Origin of the sequence: Rhizobacter sp. Root404 (genome assembly GCF_001425865.1) — a bacterium.
Taxonomy (GTDB): Bacteria; Pseudomonadota; Gammaproteobacteria; order Burkholderiales; family Burkholderiaceae_C; genus LMDS01.
Genome location: NZ_LMDS01000004.1, coordinates 1 through 23797, shown reverse-complemented (window position 1 = coordinate 23797; position 23797 = coordinate 1). Strand labels below are relative to the sequence as shown.

Below are 23797 nucleotides of genomic sequence, written 5' to 3'. Positions count from 1 at the left end.
CAAAAGGCCGCTGGTGAAGCGGCCTTTGGAATGACGCGGTATGGTCAAGCCTTCGCTTGGGCCCCCAGCGCGATCTTCAGCAGATCGGCCACGGTGTTGGCGTTGAGCTTTTCCATGATGTTGGCGCGGTGCGCCTCGACCGTCTTGATGCTGATGCCGAGGTCGTCGGCGATCTGCTTGTTCAGGCGCCCGGCGACGATGCGCTCCAGCACCTGTGCCTCGCGGGTCGTCAGGCGCGACAGCAGCGCGTCGCGGCTGGCCGCCTCCTGGTGCTTGGAGAAGTCGACGCGGGCACGGTCGAGCATCTTCTCGACCAGCGCGACGAGCTCTTCCTCCTTGAACGGCTTCTCGATGAAGTCCTCGGCGCCCTTCTTCATGGTCGTCACGGCCATCGGCACGTCGCCGTGGCCGGTGATGAAGGTGACGGGCAGCGGCGAGCGGCGTTCGAGCAGGCGGTCCTGCAACTCGAGGCCGCTCATGCCGTCCATGCGGATGTCGGCGATGAGGCAGGCCACTTCGCGCGGATCGAAGCGCGACAGAAAGGACTCGGCGGAATCGAAGCACTTGACCCGGTAGTCCTTGCCTTCCAGCAGCCACTGCAAGGAGTCGCGCACCGCCTCGTCGTCGTCGACGACATAGACCGTGCCCTTTTTCGGAATCAAGCTCATGAATTGACAGTCGCCTTGGAGATTGAGAAGGGCTCGGAAGACGAGCTCTGGACCGGCAGCGTGAACGAGAAACGGCAGCCCACTGCGGTCTCGCCATTGTAGAGGTTCTGCGCCTTGATCCGGCCGCGGTGGCTCTCGATGATCGAGCGGCACAGCGACAGGCCGATGCCCAGGCCCTCGACCTTGGTCGAGAAGAACGCCTCGTACATGCGCGCGATCACTTCGGGCGCCAGGCCGGGGCCCATGTCGGTGACGCTGAACTCGATCACTTCGCCTTCGTCCGGCGTGTGGCGCGGCACCACGCGCAACTCGATGTTGCGGCGCGCCGGCGGCAGCTTGGCGTTGTCGATCGCCTCGGCGGCGTTCTTCAGCAGGTTCAGCACCACCTGTTCGATCAGGATCGGATCGACCAGCAGCACCGGCAGCCGCTGCGCCACGTAGGTGTGGATCGCGACGTTGCGGCGACGCAGTTCGATGCCGGCAAGCTCGACCGCGTCCTCGACGATGCTGGTCGCCTGCGACGGCTGGCGCTGCGGCTCGCTGCGCTTCACGAACGAGCGGATGCGGTGGATGATCTGGCCGGCGCGCTGCGCCTGCTTGGAGGTCTTCTCGAGCGCGGCGATCAGGTCTTCCTTGGCGATCGCGTTGTTATTGACGCGCGTGATGATGCCGTTGCAGTAGTTGGTGATCGCGGTCAGCGGCTGGTTCAGCTCGTGCGCGACCGACGACGCCATCTCGCCCATCGTCACCAGACGGCTCGTCACCTGTGCCTTGTCGGCCTGGCTCTGCGCCAGCGCCTCGGCGCTGCGGCGCGCGGTGATGTCGGTGGCGATCAGCATCTGCGCGAGGCGGCCGTCGGTCCACTGCAGGTAGCGCGCGCGCACCTCGAACCATTTGGCGAGCGGCTCGATGTAGACCTCGCGCGAGTCGGAGCCGGCCTCGGTCAGCTCCTGCGTGGGCAGGCCGCCGAAGTTGTCGACCGAGTCGTCCATCTCCGCCGCGAGGTAGGGCACGCCGGCCTCCGCGCCGGCGAGCAGCGCATGGCCCTGCGATTCGGCGCCGAACCAGAGCCGGTACGAGCGGTTCGCGAACAGCAGTTCGCCCTGTTGTACCGACAGCACCGAGACTGCCGCGTCCAACCCTTCGAGCACGGTCGTGAAGCGCTCGTGCGAGGCCGACAGCTGATCGCGGATCCGCTTGGCCTCGGTGATGTTGGTCATCGAGGTCATCCAGCCGGTCTGCACGCCCTTCGGGTCGATCAGCGGCGAGACGTACATGCGCGAGTCGAACAGCGAGCCGTCCTTGCGCATGATCTTCACCTCGATGCCGCCGGCCGGGCTGCGGCCCTGGAGTTCCTGCTGCAGCAGGCGCGCGTTCTCTTCGAGGCGATCGGGCGGCCAGTGCGGGAAGGGCGGGGTGCGGCCGACCAGCTCCGACTCGAAGAAGCCGGTCATCGCGCAGAAGGCCGGGTTCACATAGGTAATGCGGCCTTCCAGGTCCATCGCGCGCATGCCGGTCAGCATGGAGTTCTCCATCGCGCGGCGGAAGTTGGTCTCCGAGACCAGCGCGCCCTGCATCTGCAGGCGGCGGCGCATGTGGCGCCAGGTGCCCAGCAGCATCCACACCGTCAGCACCGACAGCGCAGCCACCATCCAGAACAGGGTGTTGCTGATCAGGCCGATCGAGGTGCGGTAGCCGTGCACGCGCAGGATGAGGCCGTTCGCGGCCGGCGCCAGCGGCAGCTGGTAGACGATGGACGGCTTCGGCGGCTTGGCGCCCGGCATCGGCGTGACGGTGCTGGCGTAAACATGCTCGCTCGCGTCGGTCAGCGTGATGGTGTGGCGGCGCGAGACCTCGGGGGGGAGGTTGCGGCGCATCAGCGCCTCGATCGAGTATTCGGCGATCAGCGCGCCAGCGAACGCGCTGCGTTCGAGCAGCGGCACTTGGACCTGGAACACCGCGTTGCCGAACGAATCGACGAACGGCCGGGTGTAGACCGGCTGGCGCTGCGCGCGGGCGGCGGCGAAGGCGGCCTCGGTCGGCGAGTCGCTCCCCTCGACCGGCAATGCCGCCGGCGTGTCGTCCGGCGTGGCACCGGCCTCGGCCGGAAAGCTCGTCGCCGAATAGCTGGCGCGCGGGACGCGCGCCGCATTGACCCAGACCAGGTTGGTGATCTCGGGCCGCTCGCGCGTGAAGCTGCCCGCTTGTGCAAGGAACTGGTCGTGGTCGATCGCGCGGGTAACGATCTCGCGCGCGATCCGCACCAGCTGTTCCTGGTTCTCGATCAGGCGCAGGCGGATCTGGGTCTGCGCGATCTCGGCATCGCGCTTGACCGATTCCTGGCCCCGCTCGAATTCCTCATTGCGCAGATACCAGAACGCCAAGATGATGGCTGCGAGAAAGAGGAGCACCGAGACCAGCGGGCCCAGCGTCGCGTACCGATCCTGCCGGGCGGCCGACTGGCGCCGCCACCAGCGCCCGAACAGCTTTTCGGGCCAGGTTCGGGCGGGGCGCGGTTTGGTGAGGGCCTCGAGGGCAGGTTGCATGGCGGAATTATCAAGGGTGGCGCGACAAGCCCCGAACCGATGGAGGTAAGAAGCCCGATCAACGGGCCTTCGGACGCAGAAATTCACAATATGAAATCGCTTCGCACCATTTGGAACTTCGCGGGAGTTGTGAGAGACTTCCGCGCACCCGACAAATTCGACCAAGGAGACAAGCATGTCAGCACAGCCTGATTCATTCCTCGGAGCCGCCGCCAATGACGCAGACGCTCAGGAAACCCGCGAATGGTTAGACGCACTTTCGGCCGTGATCGGCGCGGAAGGCGGTGAGCGCGCGCACTTCCTGCTCGAGACGCTGATCGACCACGCGCGCCAGGCCGGCATCGACGTGCCGTTCTCGGCCAACACCGCCTACGTCAACACGATTCCGGCCGACCAGGAAGAGCGCACGCCCGGCAACATCGAGATCGAGGAACGGCTGCGCACCTACATGCGCTGGAACGCGATGGCGATGGTCGTGAAGGCGAATCGCCTGCACCCCGCCGACGGCGGCGACCTGGGCGGCCACATCTCGAGCTTCGCGTCGCTGGCGACCATGTTCGGCACCGGCTTCAACCACTTCTGGCACGCCGAGAGCGAAGGCCACGGCGGCGACCTGCTCTACATCCAGGGCCATTCGTCGCCCGGCGTCTATGCGCGTGCCTTCATGGAAGGCCGCCTGAGCGAGGAGCAGTTGCTCAACTTCCGCCAGGAAGTCGACGGCAAGGGCATCTCCAGTTACCCGCACCCGAAGCTGATGCCGGACTTCTGGCAGTTCCCGACGGTGTCGATGGGTCTGGGCCCGCTGATGGCGATCTACCAGGCGCGGTTCCTGAAGTACCTGCACGCCCGCGGCATCGCCGACACCAGCAACCGGAAGGTCTGGGTGTTTTGCGGCGACGGCGAAATGGACGAGCCCGAATCGCTCGGCGCGATCGGCCTGGCCGCGCGCGAGAAGCTGGACAACCTGATCTTCGTCATCAACTGCAACCTGCAGCGCCTGGACGGCCCGGTGCGCGGCAACGGCAAGATCATCCAGGAGCTCGAAGGCGAGTTCCGCGGCTCGGGCTGGAACGTCATCAAGCTGCTCTGGGGCAGCTACTGGGACCCGCTCCTCGCGCGCGACAAGGACGAGATCCTGCGCAAGGTGATGATGGACACGGTCGACGGCGACTACCAGGCGATGAAGGCCAACGACGGCGCCTTCGTGCGCAAGAACTTCTTCGGCCAGCACCCGAAGCTGCTCGAGATGGTCGCGAAGATGAGCGACGACGACATCTGGCGCCTGAACCGCGGCGGCCACGACCCGCAGAAGGTCTATGCCGCGTTCCACAAGGCCGTCAACACCAAGGGCCAGCCGACCGTGCTGCTGATCAAGACGGTCAAGGGCTTCGGCATGGGCAAGAGCGGCGAGGGCAAGAACACCGCGCACCAGACCAAGAAGCTGCTCGACGAGGATCTGAAGGTCTTCCGCGACCGCTTCAACATCCCGCTGACCGACGAGCAGCTCGCCGACATCCCCTTCATCAAGCCGGCCGACGACACGCCGGAGATGAAATATCTGCACGAGCGCCGCAAGGCCCTCGGCGGCTACCTGCCGCACCGCCGCCAGAAGGCCGACGAGAAGCTGAACGTGCCGCCGCTCGAGACCTTCAAGGCCGTGCTCGACGCGACTGCCGAGGGCCGCGAGATCAGCACCACGCAGGCGTTCGTGCGCTTCCTGACCCAGCTGCTGCGCGACAAGGAACTGGGCCCGCGCGCGGTGCCGATCCTGGTCGACGAGGCGCGCACCTTCGGCATGGAGGGCCTGTTCCGCCAGATCGGCATCTACAACCCCGCGGGCCAGAACTACACGCCGGTCGACAAGGACCAGGTGATGTACTACCGCGAGGACAAGTCCGGCCAGGTGCTGCAGGAAGGCATCAACGAGCCCGGCGGCATGAGCTCGTGGATCGCGGCGGCGACGTCGTACTCGACGAACAACCGGATCATGATCCCGTTCTTCGTCTATTACTCGATGTTCGGCTTCCAGCGCATCGGCGACCTGGCCTGGGCCGCCGGCGACATGCAGGCGCGCGGCTTCCTGCTCGGCGGCACCTCGGGCCGCACGACACTCAACGGCGAAGGCCTGCAGCACGAGGACGGCCACAGCCACATCCTGGCCAGCACCATTCCGAACTGCATCAGCTACGACCCGACCTTCGCGCACGAGGTCGGCGTGATCCTGCACCACGGTCTGAAGCGCATGGTCGAGGACCAGGAGAACGTCTATTTCTACCTGACGCTGCTGAACGAGAACTACCCGATGCCGGGCCTGAAGGCCGGCACCGAGGAGCAGATCATCAAGGGCATGTACCTGCTCGAGGAAGGCGCCAAGAAGACCCCGCGCGTCAACCTGCTGGGCAGCGGCACGATCCTGCTCGAAAGCGTGGCCGCGAAGAAGCTGCTGGAAGAAGAGTGGGGCGTCGCCGCGAACGTCTGGAGCTGCCCGAGCTTCAATCAGCTCGCGCGCGACGGCCAGGATGCCGACCGCTGGAACCTGCTGCACCCGACCGAGAAGAAGCAGCGCGTGCCGTTCGTGACCGAGCTGCTCGACAGGCAGCCCGGCCCGGTGATCGCCTCGACCGACTACATGAAGAACTACGCCGAGCAGATCCGCGCGTTCATCCCGAAGGGCCGCACCTACCGCGTGCTCGGCACCGACGGCTTCGGCCGCAGCGACTTCCGCAGCAAGCTGCGCGAGCACTTCGAGGTCAACCGCCACTACATCGTGGTCGCCGCGCTGAAGGCGCTGGCCGACGACGGCTCGGTGCCGGTGGCCAAGGTCGCCGAGGCGATCAAGAAGTACGGCATCAACGCCGACAAGATCAACCCGCTGTACGCATAACAAGATCGCGGAGACAAGAACATGGCACTGGTTGAAGTCAAGGTCCCGGACATCGGCGACTTCGAGGAGGTCGAGGTCATCGAGCTGCTGGTCAAGCCCGGCGACACGGTGAAGGCCGAGCAATCGCTGATCACGGTCGAGAGCGACAAGGCGTCGATGGAAATCCCGTCGTCGCATGCCGGCGTCGTGAAGGAGCTGAAGGTCAAGCTCGGCGACAAGGTCAAGGAAGGGTCGCTGGTGCTGATGATCGAGGCAGCGGGTGACGCCGCCTCCGCCGCGCCTGCCCCTGCGCCCGCCGCCGCGGCGCCTGCTCCTGCGGCTGCGCCCGCGCCGGTCGCTGCGCCTGCTCCCGCACCGGCCGCGAGCGCCGGACCCGTGGATGTGCTGGTCCCCGACATCGGCGATTTCGACGAAGTCACCGTCATCGAGGTGATGGTCAAGGCCGGCGACACGATCAAGGTCGAGCAGAGCCTGATCACCGTCGAGAGCGACAAGGCGTCGATGGAGATCCCGTCGTCGCATGCCGGCGTGGTCCAGGACGTCAAGGTCAAGGTGGGCGACAAGGTCAAGATGGGCAGCCTGGTGGCCGTGATCCAGGCGGCCGGCGGGGCGGCTGCGCCGGTACCCGCAGCGGCGGCTGCCGCGGCTCCGGCGCCTGCGACCGCTTCCGCGCCCGCGCCCGCGGCCGCCCCGACCGGCGAGAAGGCCGTGCCCACGGCTGCGCTGCCCGCCCACGAGCCCACCGCGCCGAAGGGCAATCTGCCGCACGCGTCGCCGACGATCCGCAAGCTCGCGCGCGAACTGGGCGTGCCGCTCGAGGAAGTTCAGGGCAGCGGTCCCAAGGGCCGCATCACCCAGGACGACGTCCACCGGTTCGTCAAGGGCGTGATGGCCGGCAGCGTGCAGACGGCGGCGCAGAAGTCGGCGGCACCGGCTGCGGCCGCTGCGGCCGGTGGCGGCATCCCCGGTCTGCTGGCCTGGCCGAAGGTCGACTTCACGAAGTTCGGCGCGGTCGAGCGCAAGGACCTGTCGCGCATCAAGAAGCTCAGCGGCGCGAACCTGCACCGCAACTGGGTGCTGATCCCGCACGTCACGAACAACGACGACGCGGACATCACCGAACTGGAGGCGTTCCGCGTCTCGACCAACAAGGAGAACGAGAAGTCGGGCGTCAAGGTCACGATGCTCGCCTTCGTGATCAAGGCGGTCGTCGCGGCGCTGAAGAAGTTCCCGGAGTTCAACACCTCGCTCGATGGCGACCAACTGGTCTACAAGCAGTACTTCCACATCGGCTTCGCGGCCGACACGCCGAACGGCCTGGTGGTGCCGGTGCTGCGCGACGCCGACAAGAAGGGCATCCTGCAGATCAGCACCGAGATGGGTGAACTCGCCAAGAAAGCGCGCGACGGCAAGCTCGGGCCTGCCGACATGACCGGCGGCTGCTTCTCGATCAGCTCGCTCGGCGGCATCGGCGGCACGCACTTCACGCCGATCATCAACGCACCGGAAGTGGCGATCCTCGGCCTGTCGAAGAGCGCGATGAAGCCGGTCTGGGACGGCAAGCAGTTCGTGCCGCGCCTGACGCTGCCGCTCTCGCTCTCCTACGACCACCGGGTGATCGACGGGGCGCTGGCGGCGCGCTTCAATGCCTACCTCGGGCAGGTCTTGGCCGACTTCCGCCGCGTGCTTCTCTGAGTCGCGCATGACGACGGTAGTGGTGGCCCGCAAGGGCAACACCGTGGCCATCGCGGCCGACACGCTGGTCACCTTCGGCGACACGCGTCTCGGTCACGGCTACGAAGCGAACCTGAAGATGTTCAAGGTCGGCGATTCGTGGATCGGCATGGCCGGCACGACCGCGCACTTCCCGGTCGTGCGGCGGGCGCTGGCGTCGTTGCCGCCCGAAGAACTCAAGCTGCATTCGCGTGACGAGGTGTTCGAAACCTTCCTGAAGCTGCACCCGAAGCTGAAGGAGAACTTCTTCCTCAACAGCAAGGAGGAGGACGCCGACCCGTATGAGAGCTCGCAGTTCACCGCGCTGATCGCCAACCACGCCGGCATCTTCGGCATCTACTCGTACCGCGAGGTGTTCGAGTTCGACCGCTTCTGGGGCATCGGCACCGGGCGCGCGTTCGCGCTCGGGGCGATGTACGCGAGCTACGACAAGGCCAAGACGGCGCGCGAGGTCGCCGAGACCGGCGTGCGCGCCGGCTGCGAATTCGACAAGAACTCCAGTGGACCGTTCCACGTCCACACCCTCAAACTGAAAGGCTGAACATGGCCATCATCGACATCAAGGTGCCGGACATCGGCGATTTCAAGGACGTGGCGGTGATCGAGGTGCTGGTCAAGCCCGGCGACACCATCAAGGTCGAGCAGTCGCTGCTGACCGTGGAGAGCGACAAGGCGTCGATGGAGATCCCGTCGTCGCACGCCGGGGTCGTGAAGGAGGTCAAGGTCAAGGTCGGGGACACGGTCAACGAAGGCTCGGTGATCGTGTCGCTCGACGCGGAGGGCGCGGCAGCTGCGGCTGCGCCTGTCGCAGCGCCGGCCGCTTCGGCCCCTGCGCCCGCCGCGGCACCGGTGGCCGCCGCGACCCCGGCGCCGGTCGCGTCCACCTACGCCGGCGGTGCCGACGTCGAATGCGATCTGGTCGTGCTGGGCGCCGGCCCGGGCGGCTACTCGGCCGCGTTCCGCGCCGCCGACCTCGGCATGAAGGTCGTGCTGGTCGAGCGCTATGCGACGCTCGGTGGCGTGTGCCTGAACGTCGGCTGCATCCCGTCGAAGGCGCTGCTGCACGTCGCCGCGGTGATGGACGAGGTCAAGCACTTCGACAGCTACGGCATCACCTTCCAGCCGCCGGCGATCGACCTGGCGAAGCTGAAGACGCACAAGGAAAAGGTCGTCGGCAAGCTGACCGGAGGCCTGGCCGCGATGGCGAAGATGCGCAAGGTCACGGTGGTACAGGGCACCGCGGCGTTCCTCGATCCGTTTCACCTCGCCGTCGATTTGGCGAAGGGCGGCAAGCAGACGATCAAGTTCAAGCAGGCCATCATCGCCGCGGGCTCCGAGGCCGTGAAGCTGCCGTTCCTGCCGAAGGACGATCCGCGCGTCGTGACCTCGACCGGCGCACTCGAACTGCGCCAGAACCCGAAGCGCATGCTCATCGTCGGCGGCGGCATCATCGGCCTGGAAATGGGCACGGTCTACTCGACGCTCGGCGCGCGCCTGGACGTGGTCGAGATGCTCGATGGGCTGATGCAGGGCGCCGACCGCGACCTGGTCAAGGTCTGGCAGAAGATGAACGCGCCGCGCTTCGACAACATCATGCTGAAGACCAAGACGGTGGGCGCCGAGGCGACGAAGGACGGCATCCTGGTCAAGTTCGAGAACGCCGACGGTTCGCCGGCGGCGGTCAGGGAACAGCTCTACGACCTGGTGCTGCAGGCCGTTGGCCGCGTGCCGAACGGCAAGCGCATCGGCGCCGACAACGCCGGCGTCGCGGTCACCGACCGTGGCTTCATCCCGGTCGACATCCAGATGCGCACCAACGTGCCGCACATCTTCGCGATCGGCGACATCATCGGCCAGCCGATGCTCGCGCACAAGGCGGTCCACGAGGCGCATGTGGCGGCCGAGGTGGCGGCCGGCGACACCAAGGCGGCGTTCGATGCGCGCGTGATCCCGAGCGTGGCCTACACCGACCCCGAGGTCGCGTGGGTCGGCGTGACCGAGGACGAAGCCAAGGCCAAGGGCATGAAGGTCAAGAAGGGGCTGTTCCCGTGGAATGCCTCGGGCCGCGCGATCGCGAACGGCCGGGACGAGGGCTTCACCAAGCTGATCTTCAGCGAGGAGACCCACCAGATCGTCGGCGGCGGCATCGTCGGCACGCACGCCGGCGACATGATCGGCGAGCTCGCGCTGGCGATCGAGATGGGCGCGGACGCGTTCGACATCGGCAAGACGATCCACCCGCACCCGACGCTGGGCGAGAGCATCGGCCTGGCCGCCGAAGCGTTCGAAGGCGCGTGCACCGACCTGCCGCCGGTCAAGCGCTAGTCGGTAGAACGGCGCGCCAAGCAGAAAGGGGCCTCGCGGCCCCTTTCGTTCTTTTGCCGACGTGCTCGGCGCCGTGCGCGATCAGGGCTTGCGCACCGGCGCGGTGGCGTCGACGGGGCGTGGCATCGGCGGGACGCCAGCCGCCATCTTCTGCGCCCGCGCATCCAGCTCGCTGCGGTCCACGACGTTCGCCAGCTCGGCGACGATCGCCGGGCAACGCGTCGGCGCGTCGTCGCTCTGGTCCCAGCCCGAGGCGTCGTCGGCGACGTTCGACGTGCGGCTGATGCCGAGCGTGCGGCCCAGCTGGTCCATCGCCGCGTGGGCGCGCGCATAGGCCAGCCCCAGGTCGTGCTCGGCGTTCGCATACGCACGGCGGGCGGTGTAGACCTCGTTCTCGGCGTTGAGCAGGTCCAGCAAGCTGCGCTGGCCGATGTCGAACTGCTGGCGGTAGGCGTCCCGGGCCTTCTCGATCGCGAGCGTGTTGCGTTCGAGATAGACCAACTGATCGACCAGCTTGCGTGTGTCGTTATAGGCGATCGAGGCGGTCTGACGCACGTCGCGGCAGGTCTTGTCGCGCAGGTCGGTGGCCTGGCTGAGCAGGTTGGCCTGCTGGCGCACGCGGGCCATGTCGGCGCCGCCGTTGTACAGGTTCCAGTTCAGCACGATCTCGGCAGTCGCGTTGCGCGTCTGGTCCAGCAGGCTGTCGACGTTGCGGCCGGCGGCGCCCCGCACCCGCGCCTCGACGCGCGGCTGGAAAGCCGAGCGGCGGCCGTCGGCCAGTGCGCGCGCGGCGCGCAAGGCTTCGATGCTCGCGCTGACGGCGGCGCTCTGGCGCACGGCGAGCGTCATCGCCTCGGCCGGCGAGGCCGGCAGCCCGGCCTTCAGCATCGCGATCGTCGGCAGGTCCTTCGGCGGCGCGCTGCCGACGATGCGCTGGTAGCGCTGGGTCACGTCGTGCAGGTTCGCGACTTCGGTCGTCAGGTTCGATTCGGCCAGCGCCACCCGCGCGCCGGCCTGCTCGAGGTCGACGCCGCGGCCGACGCCGGCCTTGAAGCGCGATTGGATCTGCAGGTACGCGGAGCGATGCTGCACGTAGTTGTCCTCGGCGAGTTGCACCAGGCGGCGGTAGCGCTGCACGTCGAAGTGGGCGCGCGCGGCCTCCAGCGCCGTCTGCTCGGTGGCGTCGATCAGCTCGAAGTAGCGCGCCAGGCGGTCGTGGCCGTAGCGGGCGACGTCGTTGCTCGTGCCCAGGCCGTCCCACAGCAACTGCGTCAGGTTCAGGCCGACCTGGCGGCGCGTCAGCGTTTGCCCCTCTTCGGGCAAGCGGCCGGTGAAACGGTCGTAGTCGCGCGCGACGCTGGCGTTCAGGTCCACACGGGGCAGGTAGGCGGCGCGGGCCACGTCGACGGCGTCGACCGAGGCGCGGTAGGCGTTGAAACGCGCCGTCACTTCGGGATTCGTGTTGACGGCCTGTTCGACGGTCTGGCGCAAGGGGTCGCGCGTTTGCGCCAGGCTCGTGCCGGCCGCCAGCAACAGCGTCAGGGCGCCGAGCGTCAATCGATTCGTCTTCATGGTCCTCCGGACTGGGTTGTGCGGCGCCTTGATCGACGCGCATTGGGGCCCGACGCCCCGCCGGAATTTTCGACGCGCGCGCCCGAATGGAACGCGCAGTGATGCGTGCCAATGACGCCTGGCGGCGCACTTTGTCACGCCAGGTGCCGTGTCATCGTCCTATAAGCCACGCCGTCGGCAGCCTGCTGCGCTGATTCGCGGCCCGCCCGGTCGATGTGGCGCTCAAGTCGCGCGCCGCGCGGACGAGAACGATGGGGACGAACCAAGCCTGCGACGTGACCTTTCCCGCGACAGTCCTCCCCGCCGCCTCGCCCGGCACCCTCTGCGCGAGACCGGCGCGGCGCGCATCCGCGCGCGTTTTACGGGCAGGGCGGCGCACGATCGTGGGGGTGCTTGCAGGGATCGCGCTGCTCGTCGGCATGGGCGCCGCGCGGGCGTTCGATGTCGAGGCGATGCTGCGTGCGTCGCAGGCGCGCGGGGCCCAGGCCCACGCCGGCGCGCGCGCGTTGCAGGGCCTGCTGGCCAGCCTGGACGGGCAGGACGAGTCGGCGCGGCTGGTCGCGATCAACCAGTTCTTCAACCGCCGCATCCAGTTCGCACCCGACACGGAGGTCTGGGGTCAGATCGACTACTGGGCCAGTCCGCTCGAGACGCTGGCGCAGGGCCGCGGCGATTGCGAGGACTATGTCATCGCGAAGTACTACGGCCTGCTTGCCGCGGGCGTGCCGGTGGCGCACCTGCGCCTGGTCTACGTGCGCGCGACGCTCGGCGGGCCCGGCGGCGAGGTCCTTCCGCACATGGTGCTCGCGCACTACGCGACGCCGGGCGCCGAGCCGTCGATTCTGGACAATCTCGTGGGCGATATCCGCCCCGCGTCGCGCCGGCGCGACCTGGAGCCCGTCTTCAGCTTCAACGGCGACGGCTTGTGGCAAGGTGTCGGGGCGAACCGCGCCGGCGACCCCGCGGCGCGCTTGTCGCGCTGGCGCGAGGTGCAGGTGAAGGCGCGTGCCGAGGGTTTCGATTGATGATTGAAGAGTGAGTCACCGATGTCGCTGATCCGTCAGATCTGGTTGTTGTTGCTGGGCACCCTGTTGCTGGCGTTCGTCGCGGGCGTGACGGTCAACGTGACGGGCGCGCGCGACGCGCTGCAGACCCAGCTGAGCCTGCAGAACAGCGACAACGCAACCGCGCTGGCGCAGGTCATGACACAGCAGAAGGGCCAGCGCGAGCTCATGGAGCTGGCCGCCACGGCGCAATTCGACACCGGCTACTACCAGCGCATCCGGCTCACCGGGGTGGACGGGAAGCCGATGTTCCTGCGCGAGGCCGCCAGCAAGCCGCTGCGCGCGCCGGCCTGGTTCGCCATGCTGGTGCCGATCGCCTCCGTGCCGGGTACCGCCCAGGTCTCGGACGGCTGGCGCGCGATCGGCACGCTCGAGGTCGTCAGCCAGGTCGCGTACGCGCATGACCAGCTGTGGCGCAGCAGCGTGCGCTCGGCGCTGGCGCTCGCGCTGGTCGGCCTGGTGGCGGGCGCGCTGGCGCACGTGGGCGTGCAGCGCATCCGCAGGCCGCTGAGCGCGACGGTGGCGCAGGCAGAGTCGTTGCAGCGCGGCGAGTACCTGCGGGTGCCGGAACCGAGCGTGCCGGAACTGCGCCGGTTGACCGTGGCGATGAACTCGATGGTGGACCGGCTGCGCAGCGTGTTCGAGTCGCAGGCGGAACAGGTCGAGGCGCTGCGCCGGCAGGCCGGCGGCGATGCGCTGACCGGCCTGGCCAACCGCGCGCACTTCCTCGCGCAGCTGAACGCGTCGCTGCAGCGCGAGGACGGCAGCGTCGCCGGCGGTCTGGTGCTGCTGCGCGTGCTCGACCTGACCGAACTGAACCGGCGGCTGGGCCGCCCCGGCGCCGACCGCCTGATCGCCGCCATCGCGCAGACGCTGCACACCTACACCGAACGCGTGCGCGGCGCGTTCGCCGGCCGCCTGAACGGCTCCGATTTCGCGCTGGCCTTGCCGCTCGGCGGTGTCGCTGCCGAGAGCGCGCGCGCGGTCGTCGAACTGTTGCGCTCGGCTCTGCCAGGGCTCGACGCCGGGGCAGCCGTGGCGGCGGGGGCGATCGAGACGCGCCACCGGGCGGTGCTGGCCGAATTGATGGCCACGGCCGACCTGGCGCTTGCCCGCGCCGAAAGCGCCGGCCCGTTTTCCGTCGAGGCCGGCGACGCCGCCGACGCGCCCTGGCTGCTGCTCGGCGAGCGCGGCTGGCGCGAGCGCGTCCGCGAGGCACTCGTCGCGGGCCGCGTGCGGTTGGCGCCATACCCGGTCGTCGACGCCCAGGGCCGCCTGATCCACCTGGAATGCCCGCTGCGGATGCAGCTCGAGGAAGACGGCCGGTTCGAGGCAGCGGCCTACTGGCTGCCGCTGGCGATGCGCAGCCGCCTGACCAGCGAGGTCGACGAGCGTGCGCTCGCGCTCGCGCTCGAGGACATCGCCCACGACGGCCAGCCGCGCTCGATCAACCTGTCGCCCGCGTCGCTGGCGGACAGCGGTTTCGCCGCCCGCCTGCGCGCCGCGCTGCAGGCCATGCCGCGCGAAGCCCGGTTGGTCTGGATCGAGATCACCGAGGCCGCCGCGGTCGAGCACTTCGATCTGGTGCGCGAACTCGGTCGTCAGCTGCGGCCGACCGGCGCGCGCTTCGGGCTGGAGCACGCCGGCGAACATCTTGGCGAGATCGAGCGCCTGTTCGAGGCGGGGCTCGATTACGTGAAGCTCGACGCAGCCGTGGCCCACGGCGTCGCGCTCGACGCCACCCGCGCCGGCTTCGTCAAGAGCCTGGTCACGCTGCTGCACAGCCTCGCGATCCAGGTGTACGTGGAAGGCGTCAACGACGAGCGCGACGCCCTGGCGCTGCATGCGCTGGGTGTCGATGGCCTCACCGGCCCGGGGGTCGAGACGCCGGCCGGCGCGCCGGCCCGTGTCTGACCCGCCGGTTCAATCGACCACCAGCTTGCCCTTGCTCAGCAGGTCCTGAATGATCAGTTGATCGGTGTTCAGGGCGCCGCCGTTGGTCAGATCGACGCCGGTCAGCACGATCTTCTCGTCCGCGCTGCTCGTGCCGACGCCGTGCGATTTCACTTCGATCGTCGTGGTTCCGGCGCTCGTGGTGAAGTGCAGGAAGTCGGTCAGGTTTCCGTTGGGCTGGAAGGCGTTGTGATACTCGCCGATCAACAAGTCGCGCAGATCGAGCACGTCGCCCCCGGAGGAAGCCGCCGCCTTGTTGAAGTCGGTGATCGTGTCGACCGCCAACGTCGACGTGGTGCCCTGATCGCCGAACGCCCACGCGAAGGTGTTGCTCGCCGTGTCGGTGCCCGTGCCGGTGCCACCGGTCAGGGTGTCGTTGCCGGCGCGTCCGTAGAGCACGTCGCTGCCCGCGCCGCCGACCAGCACGTCGGCGCCGGCGCCGCCGTCGAGCACGTCGTTGCCGCCCAGGCCGTTCAGCGTGTCAATGCCGCCCGAGGCGGAGATGACGTCCGCGCCGGCGGTGCCATTGAGGGTCTCCGCGCTGCTCGTGCCGATGATGCCGCCCGTCGTGGTTTCGGTCAGCGTGAGCGTGGCGGTGCTGTAGCCGCCGTGCTCGTCGGCGGTCGTGTAGGTGATGGCCGGCGCAGTACCGGTATACCCGGCCAGCGGCGTGAACTGATAGCTGCCGTCGGCCTCCATGCGGAAATACCCGACACCGGCGATCGTGACGTTGTCCGTCGTGTTGTCCGTGACGCCGACGCTGTCGTAGGTCGCGTAGTTGGTGCCATTCACCGTGAAGCCGGTGACATACAGGGTGTTGCCGTCGGCATCGGTGTCGTTGGTCAGCACGTTGCCGTGGACCACGACATCCCGAATCCCGGTTACCGTGTCGTTGGTCGCCACCGGCCCCGTATTGGGGGCAATCACGTTGACCGTCACCGGCGTGATCGTCGTCGCGGTCGAGCCGCCCACCGCCTCGGTCGACGTTGCCGTGTAGTTCAGCGTGAAGCTGCCCGTGTAGCCTGCCGGCGGCGTCACCGTGAGGGCCGAGTACGTCCAGCCCGTGATCGTTGCCACCTGATTGCCCGCGGTCGCAGTGAAGCTTCGGGTGCCGTCGCTGATGGTCGCGCCGATCGGAACGCCCGTGACCGTCAGGGCCAGCGTCTCCGAACCGTCGGTGTCCACAAGCGCGATCGTCGGCTGTGGCAACTGCGTGGTGGTGTTGCGCATCGTCGTGTTCTGCGACAGCTGCAGGGACAGGTTGTCCATCACACCGCCGAGCGAATTGGAATCCGTAGCCTGGAAGGTCAGACGGGTGGTGCCGGTGGTGGTGGCGGCCAGGTCGAGTTCGAAATGAGTCCAGGTGCTCGTGTCGGTGTTCAAGGTCGCTACCTTGACACCGCCCCAGTACACATCGATCTGCGCCGTCCCGTAGGCCGGGATGAGACCCTGGGACGCCATGCTCTGGTTGTTCAGGCGCTCGGCAAAATCCAGCGACAGGTGATAGACCTGACCGGCCTTGGTCGCGACATCGGTGTACAGATCCGCTGCGGCTCCTGTGTTGGACTCCAGTTCAATGACGCGATTGGAGCCGCCGTTCTGCAGGTATTCGCCATCGGCATAGACCTCGATCGTGCCGCCCGAGTTGCTGGTGCGCCAGGCGCCGCCGTTCATGTCGGTGGCATAGCGGGTCCAGGCGTTGGGGCCGCTCATCGCGGTCAATTCGTCGAGACTTGATGTCCGCAGGAAGCTGGCTGTCGTCAGGGACAACGTCGGCGCGTCGGCCACCGGGGCGATGTCGATCACAACCGTTGCCGGGTTGCTGTTGATGCCGTTGGCAATGACTTCGAAATTGAAGCTGGCATAGTCGTTCAGCTTGTTGCCAGTTCCCGCCGCACCGTATCCATCGATGCCTGACTGGTTGGCGTCAGGGACAAATTGAAGCTTTCCGGCGATGATGTCGGCATACGTGTAGGTACTGTTCAAGGCCACCGGCACGAGCGATACGCCATTGAAGTACATCAGATCGCCCAGCACGGGCAGGCTGGTGATCTTGACCGAATACGACGCAAGTGCCACGGCCTCGGTCGTCACACCGAAACTGCTCCAGGCCAATGTCAGTGCAGTGTCTTCAAGACCGCTTGCCAACCCGCCAGTCGCCTTGGGCTGATCGTTGTCCGTGATGACGCCTACGCCTTGCGAATCGGAGATCGTGGCGTTCGTCGGGCTGGTCAAGTTCACGACGAACTGTTCGGCCGGCTCAAAGAGGGTGTCGTTGGCGATCGCGACCGTGATGGTTTGCGTGAGGGGGCCGCCCGGGACGAAGGTGAGGGTGCCGCTGGTCGCGGTGTAGCACCGTGAAGGTGGCGGTGCCGGCGGCTTCGTTCACCGTGATGTCGTTGATCGACAGGCTCGGCGTCGGATCGTTGTCGGTGATGGTCGCGGTGCCGATGGCCGAGGCATTGCTGGTGGTGCCGGCGGTGGTGGTCGCGGTCAGCGTGAAGTTCTCGGCGGCCTCGTCGAGCGCGTCGTTGGTGATCGGCGTGCGCACCAGCACGCTGGTGGTCCCAGCCGCGATCGTGACACTGGTGGCGTCGATCCAGGTCGTGCCGCCGTCGGTCGAGACTTGTAGGTTGCCGGCACCCGCGGTGCCGTAGTCGACGCCTGCGCCCGCGGCCGTGCCGGCCGTGAGAGCCAGGCCGACGGTGGTGGGGGTGGCACTCTGGTTGGACAGGGTGACCGCGAACTGGGCGTAAGCGTCCGTTCCTTCGGTAACGCCCACGTTGGACACGGCCAGGCTCGGCGTGTCGTTGTCCGTGCCGCCGATGCCGGTGCCGTCGTCCTTGATGGTGCCCAGGCCGAGGTTGTCCGAGATCGTGGCGTTGGTCGGGGTGACCAGGTTGACGTTGAAGGTCTCGGAGCCCTCATAGGTTGTGTCGTTGGCGATCGTGACGGTGACGGTCTGCGTGAGGGGGCCGCCCGGGACGAAGGTGAGGGTGCCGCTGGTCGAGGTGTAATCCGCGCCGGCGGTGGCCGTGCCATTGCTGGTGTTGTAGCCGACCGAGACGTTCTGGCCCGACGCGGCCGACAGCGTCACCGTGAAGGTGGCGGTGCCGGCGGCTTCGTTCACCGTGATGTCGTTGCGAGACGTTCTGGCCCGACGCGGCCGACAGCGTCACCGTGAAGGTGGCGGTGCCGGCGGCTTCGTTCACCGTGATGTCGTTGATCGACAGGCTCGGCGTCGGATCGTTGTCGGTGATGGTCGCGGTGCCGACGGCCGAGGCATTGCTGGTGGTGCCGGCGGTGATGGTGGCGGTCAGCGTGAAGTTCTCGGCGGCCTCGTCGAGCGCGTCGTTGGTGATCGGCGTGCGCACCAGCACGCTGGTGGTACCGGCCGGGATGGTGACGCTGGTGGCATCGACCCAGGTCGTGCCGCCGTCGGTCGAGACCTGCAGGTTGCCGGCACCCGCGGTGCCGTAGTCGACGCCTGCGCCGGCTGCCGTACCGGCTGTCAATGCCAGGCTGACGGTGGTCGCGGTACTGCTCGGGTTCGACAGGGTGACAGCGAACTGAGCGTACGGGTCGGTGCCTTCGGTGAACGTCGGGCTGGAGACGGCCAGCGCCGGTGTGTCGTTGTCGGTACCACCGCTGCCGGTGCCGTCGTCCTTGATAGTGCCGACACCTTGCGGGTCGGCGATCAACGCATTGATCGAACCACTCAAATCAACGTTGAAGGTCTCGGAACCCTCGTAGATCGCGTCATTGACGATCGTGACGGTGACGGTCTGCGTGAGGGGTCCGCCCGGAACGAAGGTCAAGGTGCCGTTGGTGGCGGTGTAGTCGGCGCCCGCCAGTGCGCTGCCATTACTGGTCGCGTAATTGACGGAGACGTTCTGGCCCGATGCGGCCGAGAGAGAGACGGTGAAGGTCGCGGTGCCCGTCGCCTCGTTGACCGTCACGTCGTTGATCAGCAGGCTCGGTGCACCGTCGTTGTCGATGATGCTGGCGGTGCCGGTCGCGTTTGGGTTGCTGGTCGTGCCGACAAGAGTCGTTGCCACCAGGGTGAAGTTCTCGACGCTCTCGGAGAGCGCGTCGTCGGTGATAGGCGTACGCACCAGCACGCTGGTAGTGTTGGCCGGGATGGTGACGCTGGTCGCATCGACCCAGGTCGTGCCGCCATCGGTCGAGACCTGCAGGTTGCCGGCACCCGCGGTGCCGTAGTCGACGCCCACGCCGCTGGCCGATCCGGCCGTCACCGCCAGGCTGACGGTGGTGGGCGTGGCACTCTGGTTGGACAGGCTCACCGTGAACTGAGCGTACGGGTCGGTGCCTTCGGTGACGGTCGGGCTGGAGACAGCCAGCGCCGGCGTGTCGTTGTCGGTGCCGCCGATGCCGGTGCCGTCGTCCTTGATGGTGCCTAGGCCGAGGTTGTCGGAGACCGTTGCGTTGGTCGGAGTGACCAGGTTGACGTTGAAGGTCTCCGAACCTTCGTAGATGGCGTCGTTGGCGATCGCGACGGTGACGGTCTGCGTGAGGGGGCCGCCTGGGACGAAGGTCAGCGTGCCGCTGGTCGCGGTGTAGTCCGCGCCGGCGATGGCCGTGCCATTGCTGGTGTTGTAGCCGACAGAGACGTTCTGGCCCGACGCGGCCGACAGCGTCACCGTGAAGGTGGCGGTGCCGGCGGCTTCGTTGACCGTGATGTCGTTGATCGACAGGCTCGGGGTCGGATCGTTGTCGGTGATGGTCGCGGTGCCGACGGCCGAGGCATTGCTGGTGGTGCCGGCGGTGATGGTGGCGGTCAGCGTGAAGTTCTCGGCGGCGCACGCTGGTGGTATTGGCCGGGATGGTGACGCTGGTCGCATCGACCCAGGTCACACCGCCGTCGGTCGAGATTTGCAGGTTGCCTGCGCCCGCGGTGCCGAAGTCGACACCCGCGCCGCCTGCCGTGCCGGCGGTCAGCGCGAGGCTGACGGTGGTCGGAGTACTGCTCGGGTTGGACAGGTTGACAGTGAACTGAGCGTACGGGTCGGTGCCTTCGGTGACCGTCGGGCTGGAGACGGCCAGCGCCGGTGTGTCGTTGTCGGTACCACCGGTGCCGGTGCCGTCGTCCTTGATGGTGCCGACACCTTGCGCGTCACCGATCTGGGCATTGGTCGCGGTACTCAGATCGACGTTGAAGGTCTCGCTGCCCTCGTAGATCGCGTCGTTCAGGATGTCCACCGTGATGAACTTGGTGGTCTCGCCCGGAGCAAAGTTGAGGATGCCGCCGGTCGTGGCGTAGTCGGCACCCGCCAGTGCGCTGCCATTGCTGGTCGCGTAATTGACGGACACAGCCTGACCTGAGGCGGCCGACAGGGTCACCGTGAAGGTGGCCGTGCCCGCTGCTTCGTTGACCGTGATGTCGTTGATCAACAGGCTCGGTGCACCGTCGTTGTCGACGATGCTGGCGGTGCCGGTCCCGTTTGGGTTGCCGGTCGTGCCGGCCGTGGTCGTGGCGACAAGGGTGAAGTTCTCGACGCTCTCGGAGAGCGCGTCGTYGGTGATCGGGGTGCGCACCAGCACGCTGGTCGCGCCAGCCGGGATTGTGACGCTGGAGGCATCGACCCAGGTCGTGCCACCATCGGTCGAGACCTGCAGGTTGCCGGCACTCGCAGTGCCGTAGTCCACGCCCGCGCCCACAGCCGTGCCGGCCGTCAGCGCCAGGCTGACAGTGGTCGCCGTGCTCACCGTGTTGGACAGGCTGACGGTGAATTGAGCGTATGGGTCGGCGCCCTCGGTGACGATCGGGCTGGAAATGCTCAGGCTCGGGGTGTCGTCGACACCGGTGATGGTGACCGTGACTTGTGCGCTGGTGCCGTCCACCGTCTGTACGGTGAACACCTCTTCCGGCAGGCGTTCGCCCTGGACGAGGGCTTGCACCGCGGGGTCGGCGTTGTTCAGCGTGTACGTCCAGACGCCAGCCGCATCGATGTTGAAGCTGCCGTGGGCGCCTGTAATGTTGGTCTGTGGCAGGAAGCTGGCTTGACCCGCATCGGGATCGACCACGATCAGCGTGCCGCCGGTCGTCAAGATGGTGTCTTCGACGGTTGCGCCGGTGGCCACGCCGCCGATGACAGCCGTGTCGCTGGTGCCGTTGACCGTGACCGTGACGGTGGTGGTCGAGCCATCCGTGAGCGTGACCGTGATCGGCTCGGTGACGATCTGGCCTTGCAACAGCGGCTCGGCACGTGCATCCAGCCTGTAGGTCCATTGGCCGTTGGACTGCAGCACCAGCGAGCCGTAGCTGCCACTGATCGTGGCGGGCACGAAGGCCAGCGTCGGGTTATCGACGTCGGTGGCGGTCAGCGTGCCGCTGACGGTCGGCGAGGTGTTCTCGGTGACCGCACCGACGCCCGACGAGATGACCGGCGCATCGTCGGTGCCGGTGATCGTGACGGTGACCTGCGAGGTCGTGCCGTCCAGGCTCTGAACGGTGAAGACTTCGTTCGGCAGGGTCTGACCCGCGCTGAGCGCCTGCACGGCCGGGTCGGCGTTGTTGAGCGTGTAGGTCCACACGCCGGCAGCGTCGATGCTGAAGCTGCCGTGGGCACCGGCGATGCTGGTCTGCGGCTGGAAGGCGGACTGACCCACGTCGGCATCGGTCACGGTCAGCGTGCCGCCGGTGGTCAGGGTTGTGTCCTCGACGGTCGCGCCTGTGGCGACGCCGCCGATCACGGCCGTATCGTTGGTGCCGGTGATCGTGATCGTCACGGTCGTGGTCGAGCCGTCCGACAGTTGCACCGTGATGGGTTCGGCGACGACCTGGCCCTGTGCGAGCGGCTCGGCGCGGGTGTCGAGCGTGTAGGTCCATTGGCCATCGGACTGAAGCACCAGCGAGCCATAGCTGCCGCTGATCGTGGCGGGCACGAAGGCCAGCGTCGGGTTATCGACGTCGGTGGCGGTCAGCGTGCCGCTGACGGTCGGCGAGGTGTTCTCGGTGACCGCACCAACGCCCGACGAGATGACCGGCGCATCGTCGGTGCCGGTGATCGTGACGGTGACCTGCGAGGTCGTGCCGTCAAGGCTCTGAACGGTGAAGACTTCGTTCGGCAGGGTCTGGCCGGCGCCGAGCGCCTGCACGGCCGGGTCGGCGTTGTTCAGCGTGTAGGTCCACACGCCGGCAGCGTCGATGCTGAAGGTGCCGTGGGCGCCGGCGGTGCTGGTCTGCGGCTGGAAGGAAGATTGACCTGCGTCGGGATCGACAACGGTCAGCGCGCCACCTGTGGTCAGCGTCGTGTCTTCGACAGTCGCGCCGGTGGCACCGCCGCCGATGACGGCCGCATCGGGAACCGGGGTGACATTGACCGTCAGCGTGTTCGGCACGGTGTCGAAGGCGCCGGCGCTGTCCTGCACGCTGAAGGTGAAGTTCGCGTAGGGCGAGCCGTTGGCATCGGCGACGGGCTTGAAGACGAGCAGGCCCGCGGCGATGTCGGCGGCCGAGATGACGGCGCCGGCGGTCACGGCCACACCGTTGAGCAGCAGCGTGCCGGCCGCAGGCAGGGTGTCGATGCGCACACCGGCCAGGGTTTGACCCGCGTCGGCGTCGGCGAACGCGATGTCGGCCGTCGTCACCGTGTACGACCCGTCTTCGTCGATCGTGTGCGTGCTGTCGGCGCCGGTGGGCGGCGTGTTGCTGCCGACGTTGACCGTGACGGTGGCGGTGCTGGTGCCGCCCTGGCCGTCGCTGATCGTGTAGGAGATGACGACCGGGCCGGTGACGTTGGTGGCGGGCGCGAAGTTCAGCGTGCCATCGGGGTTGACCGTGACGCTGCCTTGGGTCGCGTCGACAGGGGTCGCACTGACCACAGTGAGCGGGTCGCCGTCGGGATCCGTGTCGTTGGGAAGGACCGGGATGTTGGTCACCGGCGTGTTGATCGGCGTCGAGGCGAGGTCGTTGGTGGCGACCGGCGCGTCGTTGGTGCCGGTGACGGTGATCGTCACGGTGGTGGTCGAGCCGTCCGTGAGCGTGACGGTGATCGGCTCGGAGACGACCTGACCTGGCGCGAGCGGCTCGGCGCGGGCGTCGAGCGTGTAGGTCCACTGGCCGTTGGACTGGAGAACCAGCGAGCCGTAGCTGCCGCTGATCGTGGCAGGGACGNGATGCCGGCCGAGCTCGGCCTGCTGCGCAGCGCGCTGAAGGTGACCGTGATCGTGACGGTCGTGGTCGACCCGTCGTTGAGCGTGACGGTGATCGGCTCGGACACGACCTGGCCCTGCGCGAGCGGCTCGGCGCGGGCGTCGAGCGTGTAGGTCCACTGGCCGTTGGACTGGAGAACCAGCGAGCCGTAGCTGCCGCTGATCGTGGCAGGGACGAAGGCCAACGACGGGTTGTCCACGTCCGTGGCGGTCAAGGTGCCGCTGGTGCTGGGCGAGGTGTTCTCGGTAACCGCACCAACGCCCGAAGAGATGACCGGCGCGTCGTCGGTGCCGGTGATCGTGACGGTGACCTGCGAGGTCGTGCCATCCAGGCTCTGAACGGTGAAGACTTCGTTCGGCAGCGTCTGGCCNACCGGCGCGTCGTCGGTGCCGGTGATCGTGACGGTGACCTGCGAGGTCGTGCCATCCAGGCTCTGAACGGTGAAGACTTCGTTCGGCAGCGTCTGGCCRGCGCCGAGCGCCTGCACGGCCGGGTCGGCGTTGTTCAGCGTGTAGGTCCACACGCCGGCAGCGTCGATGCTGAAGCTGCCGTGGGCACCCGCAATGGCGGTCTGCGGCTGGAAGCTCGACTGGCCCGCGTCGGGATCGATAACGGTCAGCGTGCCGCCCGTGGTCAGGGTCGTGTCTTCGACGGTCGCGCCGGTGGCCACGCCGCCGATCACGGCCGCGTCGTCGATGCCGGTGACCGTGATCGTGACGGTCGTGGTCGACCCGTCGTTGAGCGTGACGGTGATCGGCTCGGACACGACCTGGCCCTGCGCGAGCGGCTCGGCGCGGGCGTCGAGCGTGTAGGTCCACTGGCCGTTGGACTGGAGAACCAGCGAGCCGTAGCTGCCGCTGATCGTGGCAGGGACG

General features: G+C 67.7%; 14 protein-coding genes and 2 pseudogenes. 7 read left to right on the top strand and 9 right to left on the bottom strand.

All coding sequences use genetic code 11. The features are described from left to right. Positions 1-44: 44 nt before the first annotated feature. The gene (locus ASC76_RS04640; RefSeq protein WP_056463286.1) at positions 45-668 is read right to left on the bottom strand and encodes a response regulator transcription factor; all 624 of its coding nucleotides are present in this window, start codon (positions 666-668) and stop codon (positions 45-47) included. After that, a complete protein-coding gene (locus ASC76_RS04635) occupies positions 665-3214 on the bottom strand; it encodes a PAS domain-containing sensor histidine kinase (RefSeq protein WP_056463284.1) in 2550 nt (849 codons plus the stop codon). The genes ASC76_RS04640 and ASC76_RS04635 overlap by 4 nt, the downstream gene beginning before the upstream one ends. Positions 3215-3389: 175 nt before the next feature. On the opposite strand from ASC76_RS04635, the gene aceE reads away from it, so the two are divergent. From aceE to lpdA, 4 genes are read left to right on the top strand one after another with little or no spacing between them, the layout of a single operon-like run. Further along, on the top strand, positions 3390-6098 hold the full coding sequence (gene aceE / locus ASC76_RS04630; protein WP_056463281.1) for a pyruvate dehydrogenase (acetyl-transferring), homodimeric type: 2709 nt from the start codon (positions 3390-3392) through the stop codon (positions 6096-6098). Between the two features lie 21 nt (positions 6099-6119). Continuing rightward, positions 6120-7793: a dihydrolipoyllysine-residue acetyltransferase gene (aceF, locus tag ASC76_RS04625; protein WP_056463278.1), complete on the top strand. Its 1674-nt coding sequence runs from the start codon at positions 6120-6122 to the stop codon at positions 7791-7793. A 7-nt stretch (positions 7794-7800) separates the two neighbouring features. Beyond that, a complete protein-coding gene (locus ASC76_RS04620) occupies positions 7801-8373 on the top strand; it encodes a hypothetical protein (protein WP_056463275.1) in 573 nt (190 codons plus the stop codon). Positions 8374-8375: 2 nt separating this feature from the next. Next, complete coding sequence (gene lpdA, locus ASC76_RS04615) at positions 8376-10157, top strand: dihydrolipoyl dehydrogenase (protein WP_056463272.1); 1782 nt, start codon at positions 8376-8378, stop codon at positions 10155-10157. Positions 10158-10238: 81 nt separating this feature from the next. On the opposite strand, the gene ASC76_RS04610 is transcribed toward lpdA, so the two are convergent. Further along, complete coding sequence (locus ASC76_RS04610; protein WP_082548771.1) at positions 10239-11729, bottom strand: TolC family outer membrane protein; 1491 nt, start codon at positions 11727-11729, stop codon at positions 10239-10241. 389 nt (positions 11730-12118) lie between these two features. On the opposite strand from ASC76_RS04610, the gene ASC76_RS04605 reads away from it, so the two are divergent. Beyond that, positions 12119-12754, top strand: a complete 636-nt coding sequence (locus ASC76_RS04605) for a transglutaminase-like cysteine peptidase (RefSeq protein ID WP_235580354.1) — start codon at positions 12119-12121, stop codon at positions 12752-12754. A 21-nt stretch (positions 12755-12775) separates the two neighbouring features. Then, positions 12776-14707: an EAL domain-containing protein gene (locus ASC76_RS04600; RefSeq protein WP_056463265.1), complete on the top strand. Its 1932-nt coding sequence runs from the start codon at positions 12776-12778 to the stop codon at positions 14705-14707. A gap of 9 nt (positions 14708-14716) precedes the next feature. On the opposite strand, the gene ASC76_RS04595 is transcribed toward ASC76_RS04600, so the two are convergent. Beyond that, complete coding sequence (locus tag ASC76_RS04595) at positions 14717-17041, bottom strand: type I secretion C-terminal target domain-containing protein (protein WP_371262122.1); 2325 nt, start codon at positions 17039-17041, stop codon at positions 14717-14719. Beyond that, positions 17007-17843: a Calx-beta domain-containing protein gene (locus ASC76_RS04590; RefSeq protein ID WP_235580433.1), complete on the bottom strand. Its 837-nt coding sequence runs from the start codon at positions 17841-17843 to the stop codon at positions 17007-17009. Before ASC76_RS04590 ends, ASC76_RS04595 begins: the two co-directional genes overlap by 35 nt. A gap of 83 nt (positions 17844-17926) precedes the next feature. Between ASC76_RS04590 and ASC76_RS26415 the strand changes: the two genes are divergently transcribed. After that, positions 17927-18226, top strand: coding sequence for a hypothetical protein (locus ASC76_RS26415; protein ID WP_056463257.1), 300 nt, complete (start codon positions 17927-17929; stop codon positions 18224-18226). 245 nt (positions 18227-18471) lie between these two features. On the opposite strand, the pseudogene ASC76_RS26030 reads toward ASC76_RS26415, so the two are convergent. From ASC76_RS26030 to ASC76_RS26495, 4 genes and pseudogenes are all read right to left on the bottom strand, one after another. After that, positions 18472-19608: pseudogene (locus ASC76_RS26030) on the bottom strand (Calx-beta domain-containing protein); the annotation flags it as partial. Between the two features lie 301 nt (positions 19609-19909). After that, positions 19910-22870: pseudogene (locus ASC76_RS26505) on the bottom strand (VCBS domain-containing protein); the annotation flags it as partial. A 14-nt stretch (positions 22871-22884) separates the two neighbouring features. Next, positions 22885-23283, bottom strand: a 399-nt coding sequence (locus ASC76_RS26500; RefSeq protein WP_371262121.1) for a VCBS domain-containing protein, incomplete at its 3' end; no start/stop codon positions are given. 10 nt (positions 23284-23293) lie between these two features. Continuing rightward, a partial coding sequence (locus ASC76_RS26495) for a VCBS domain-containing protein (protein WP_371262120.1) occupies positions 23294-23784 on the bottom strand: 491 nt, incomplete at its 3' end. Positions 23785-23797: the final 13 nt, after the last annotated feature.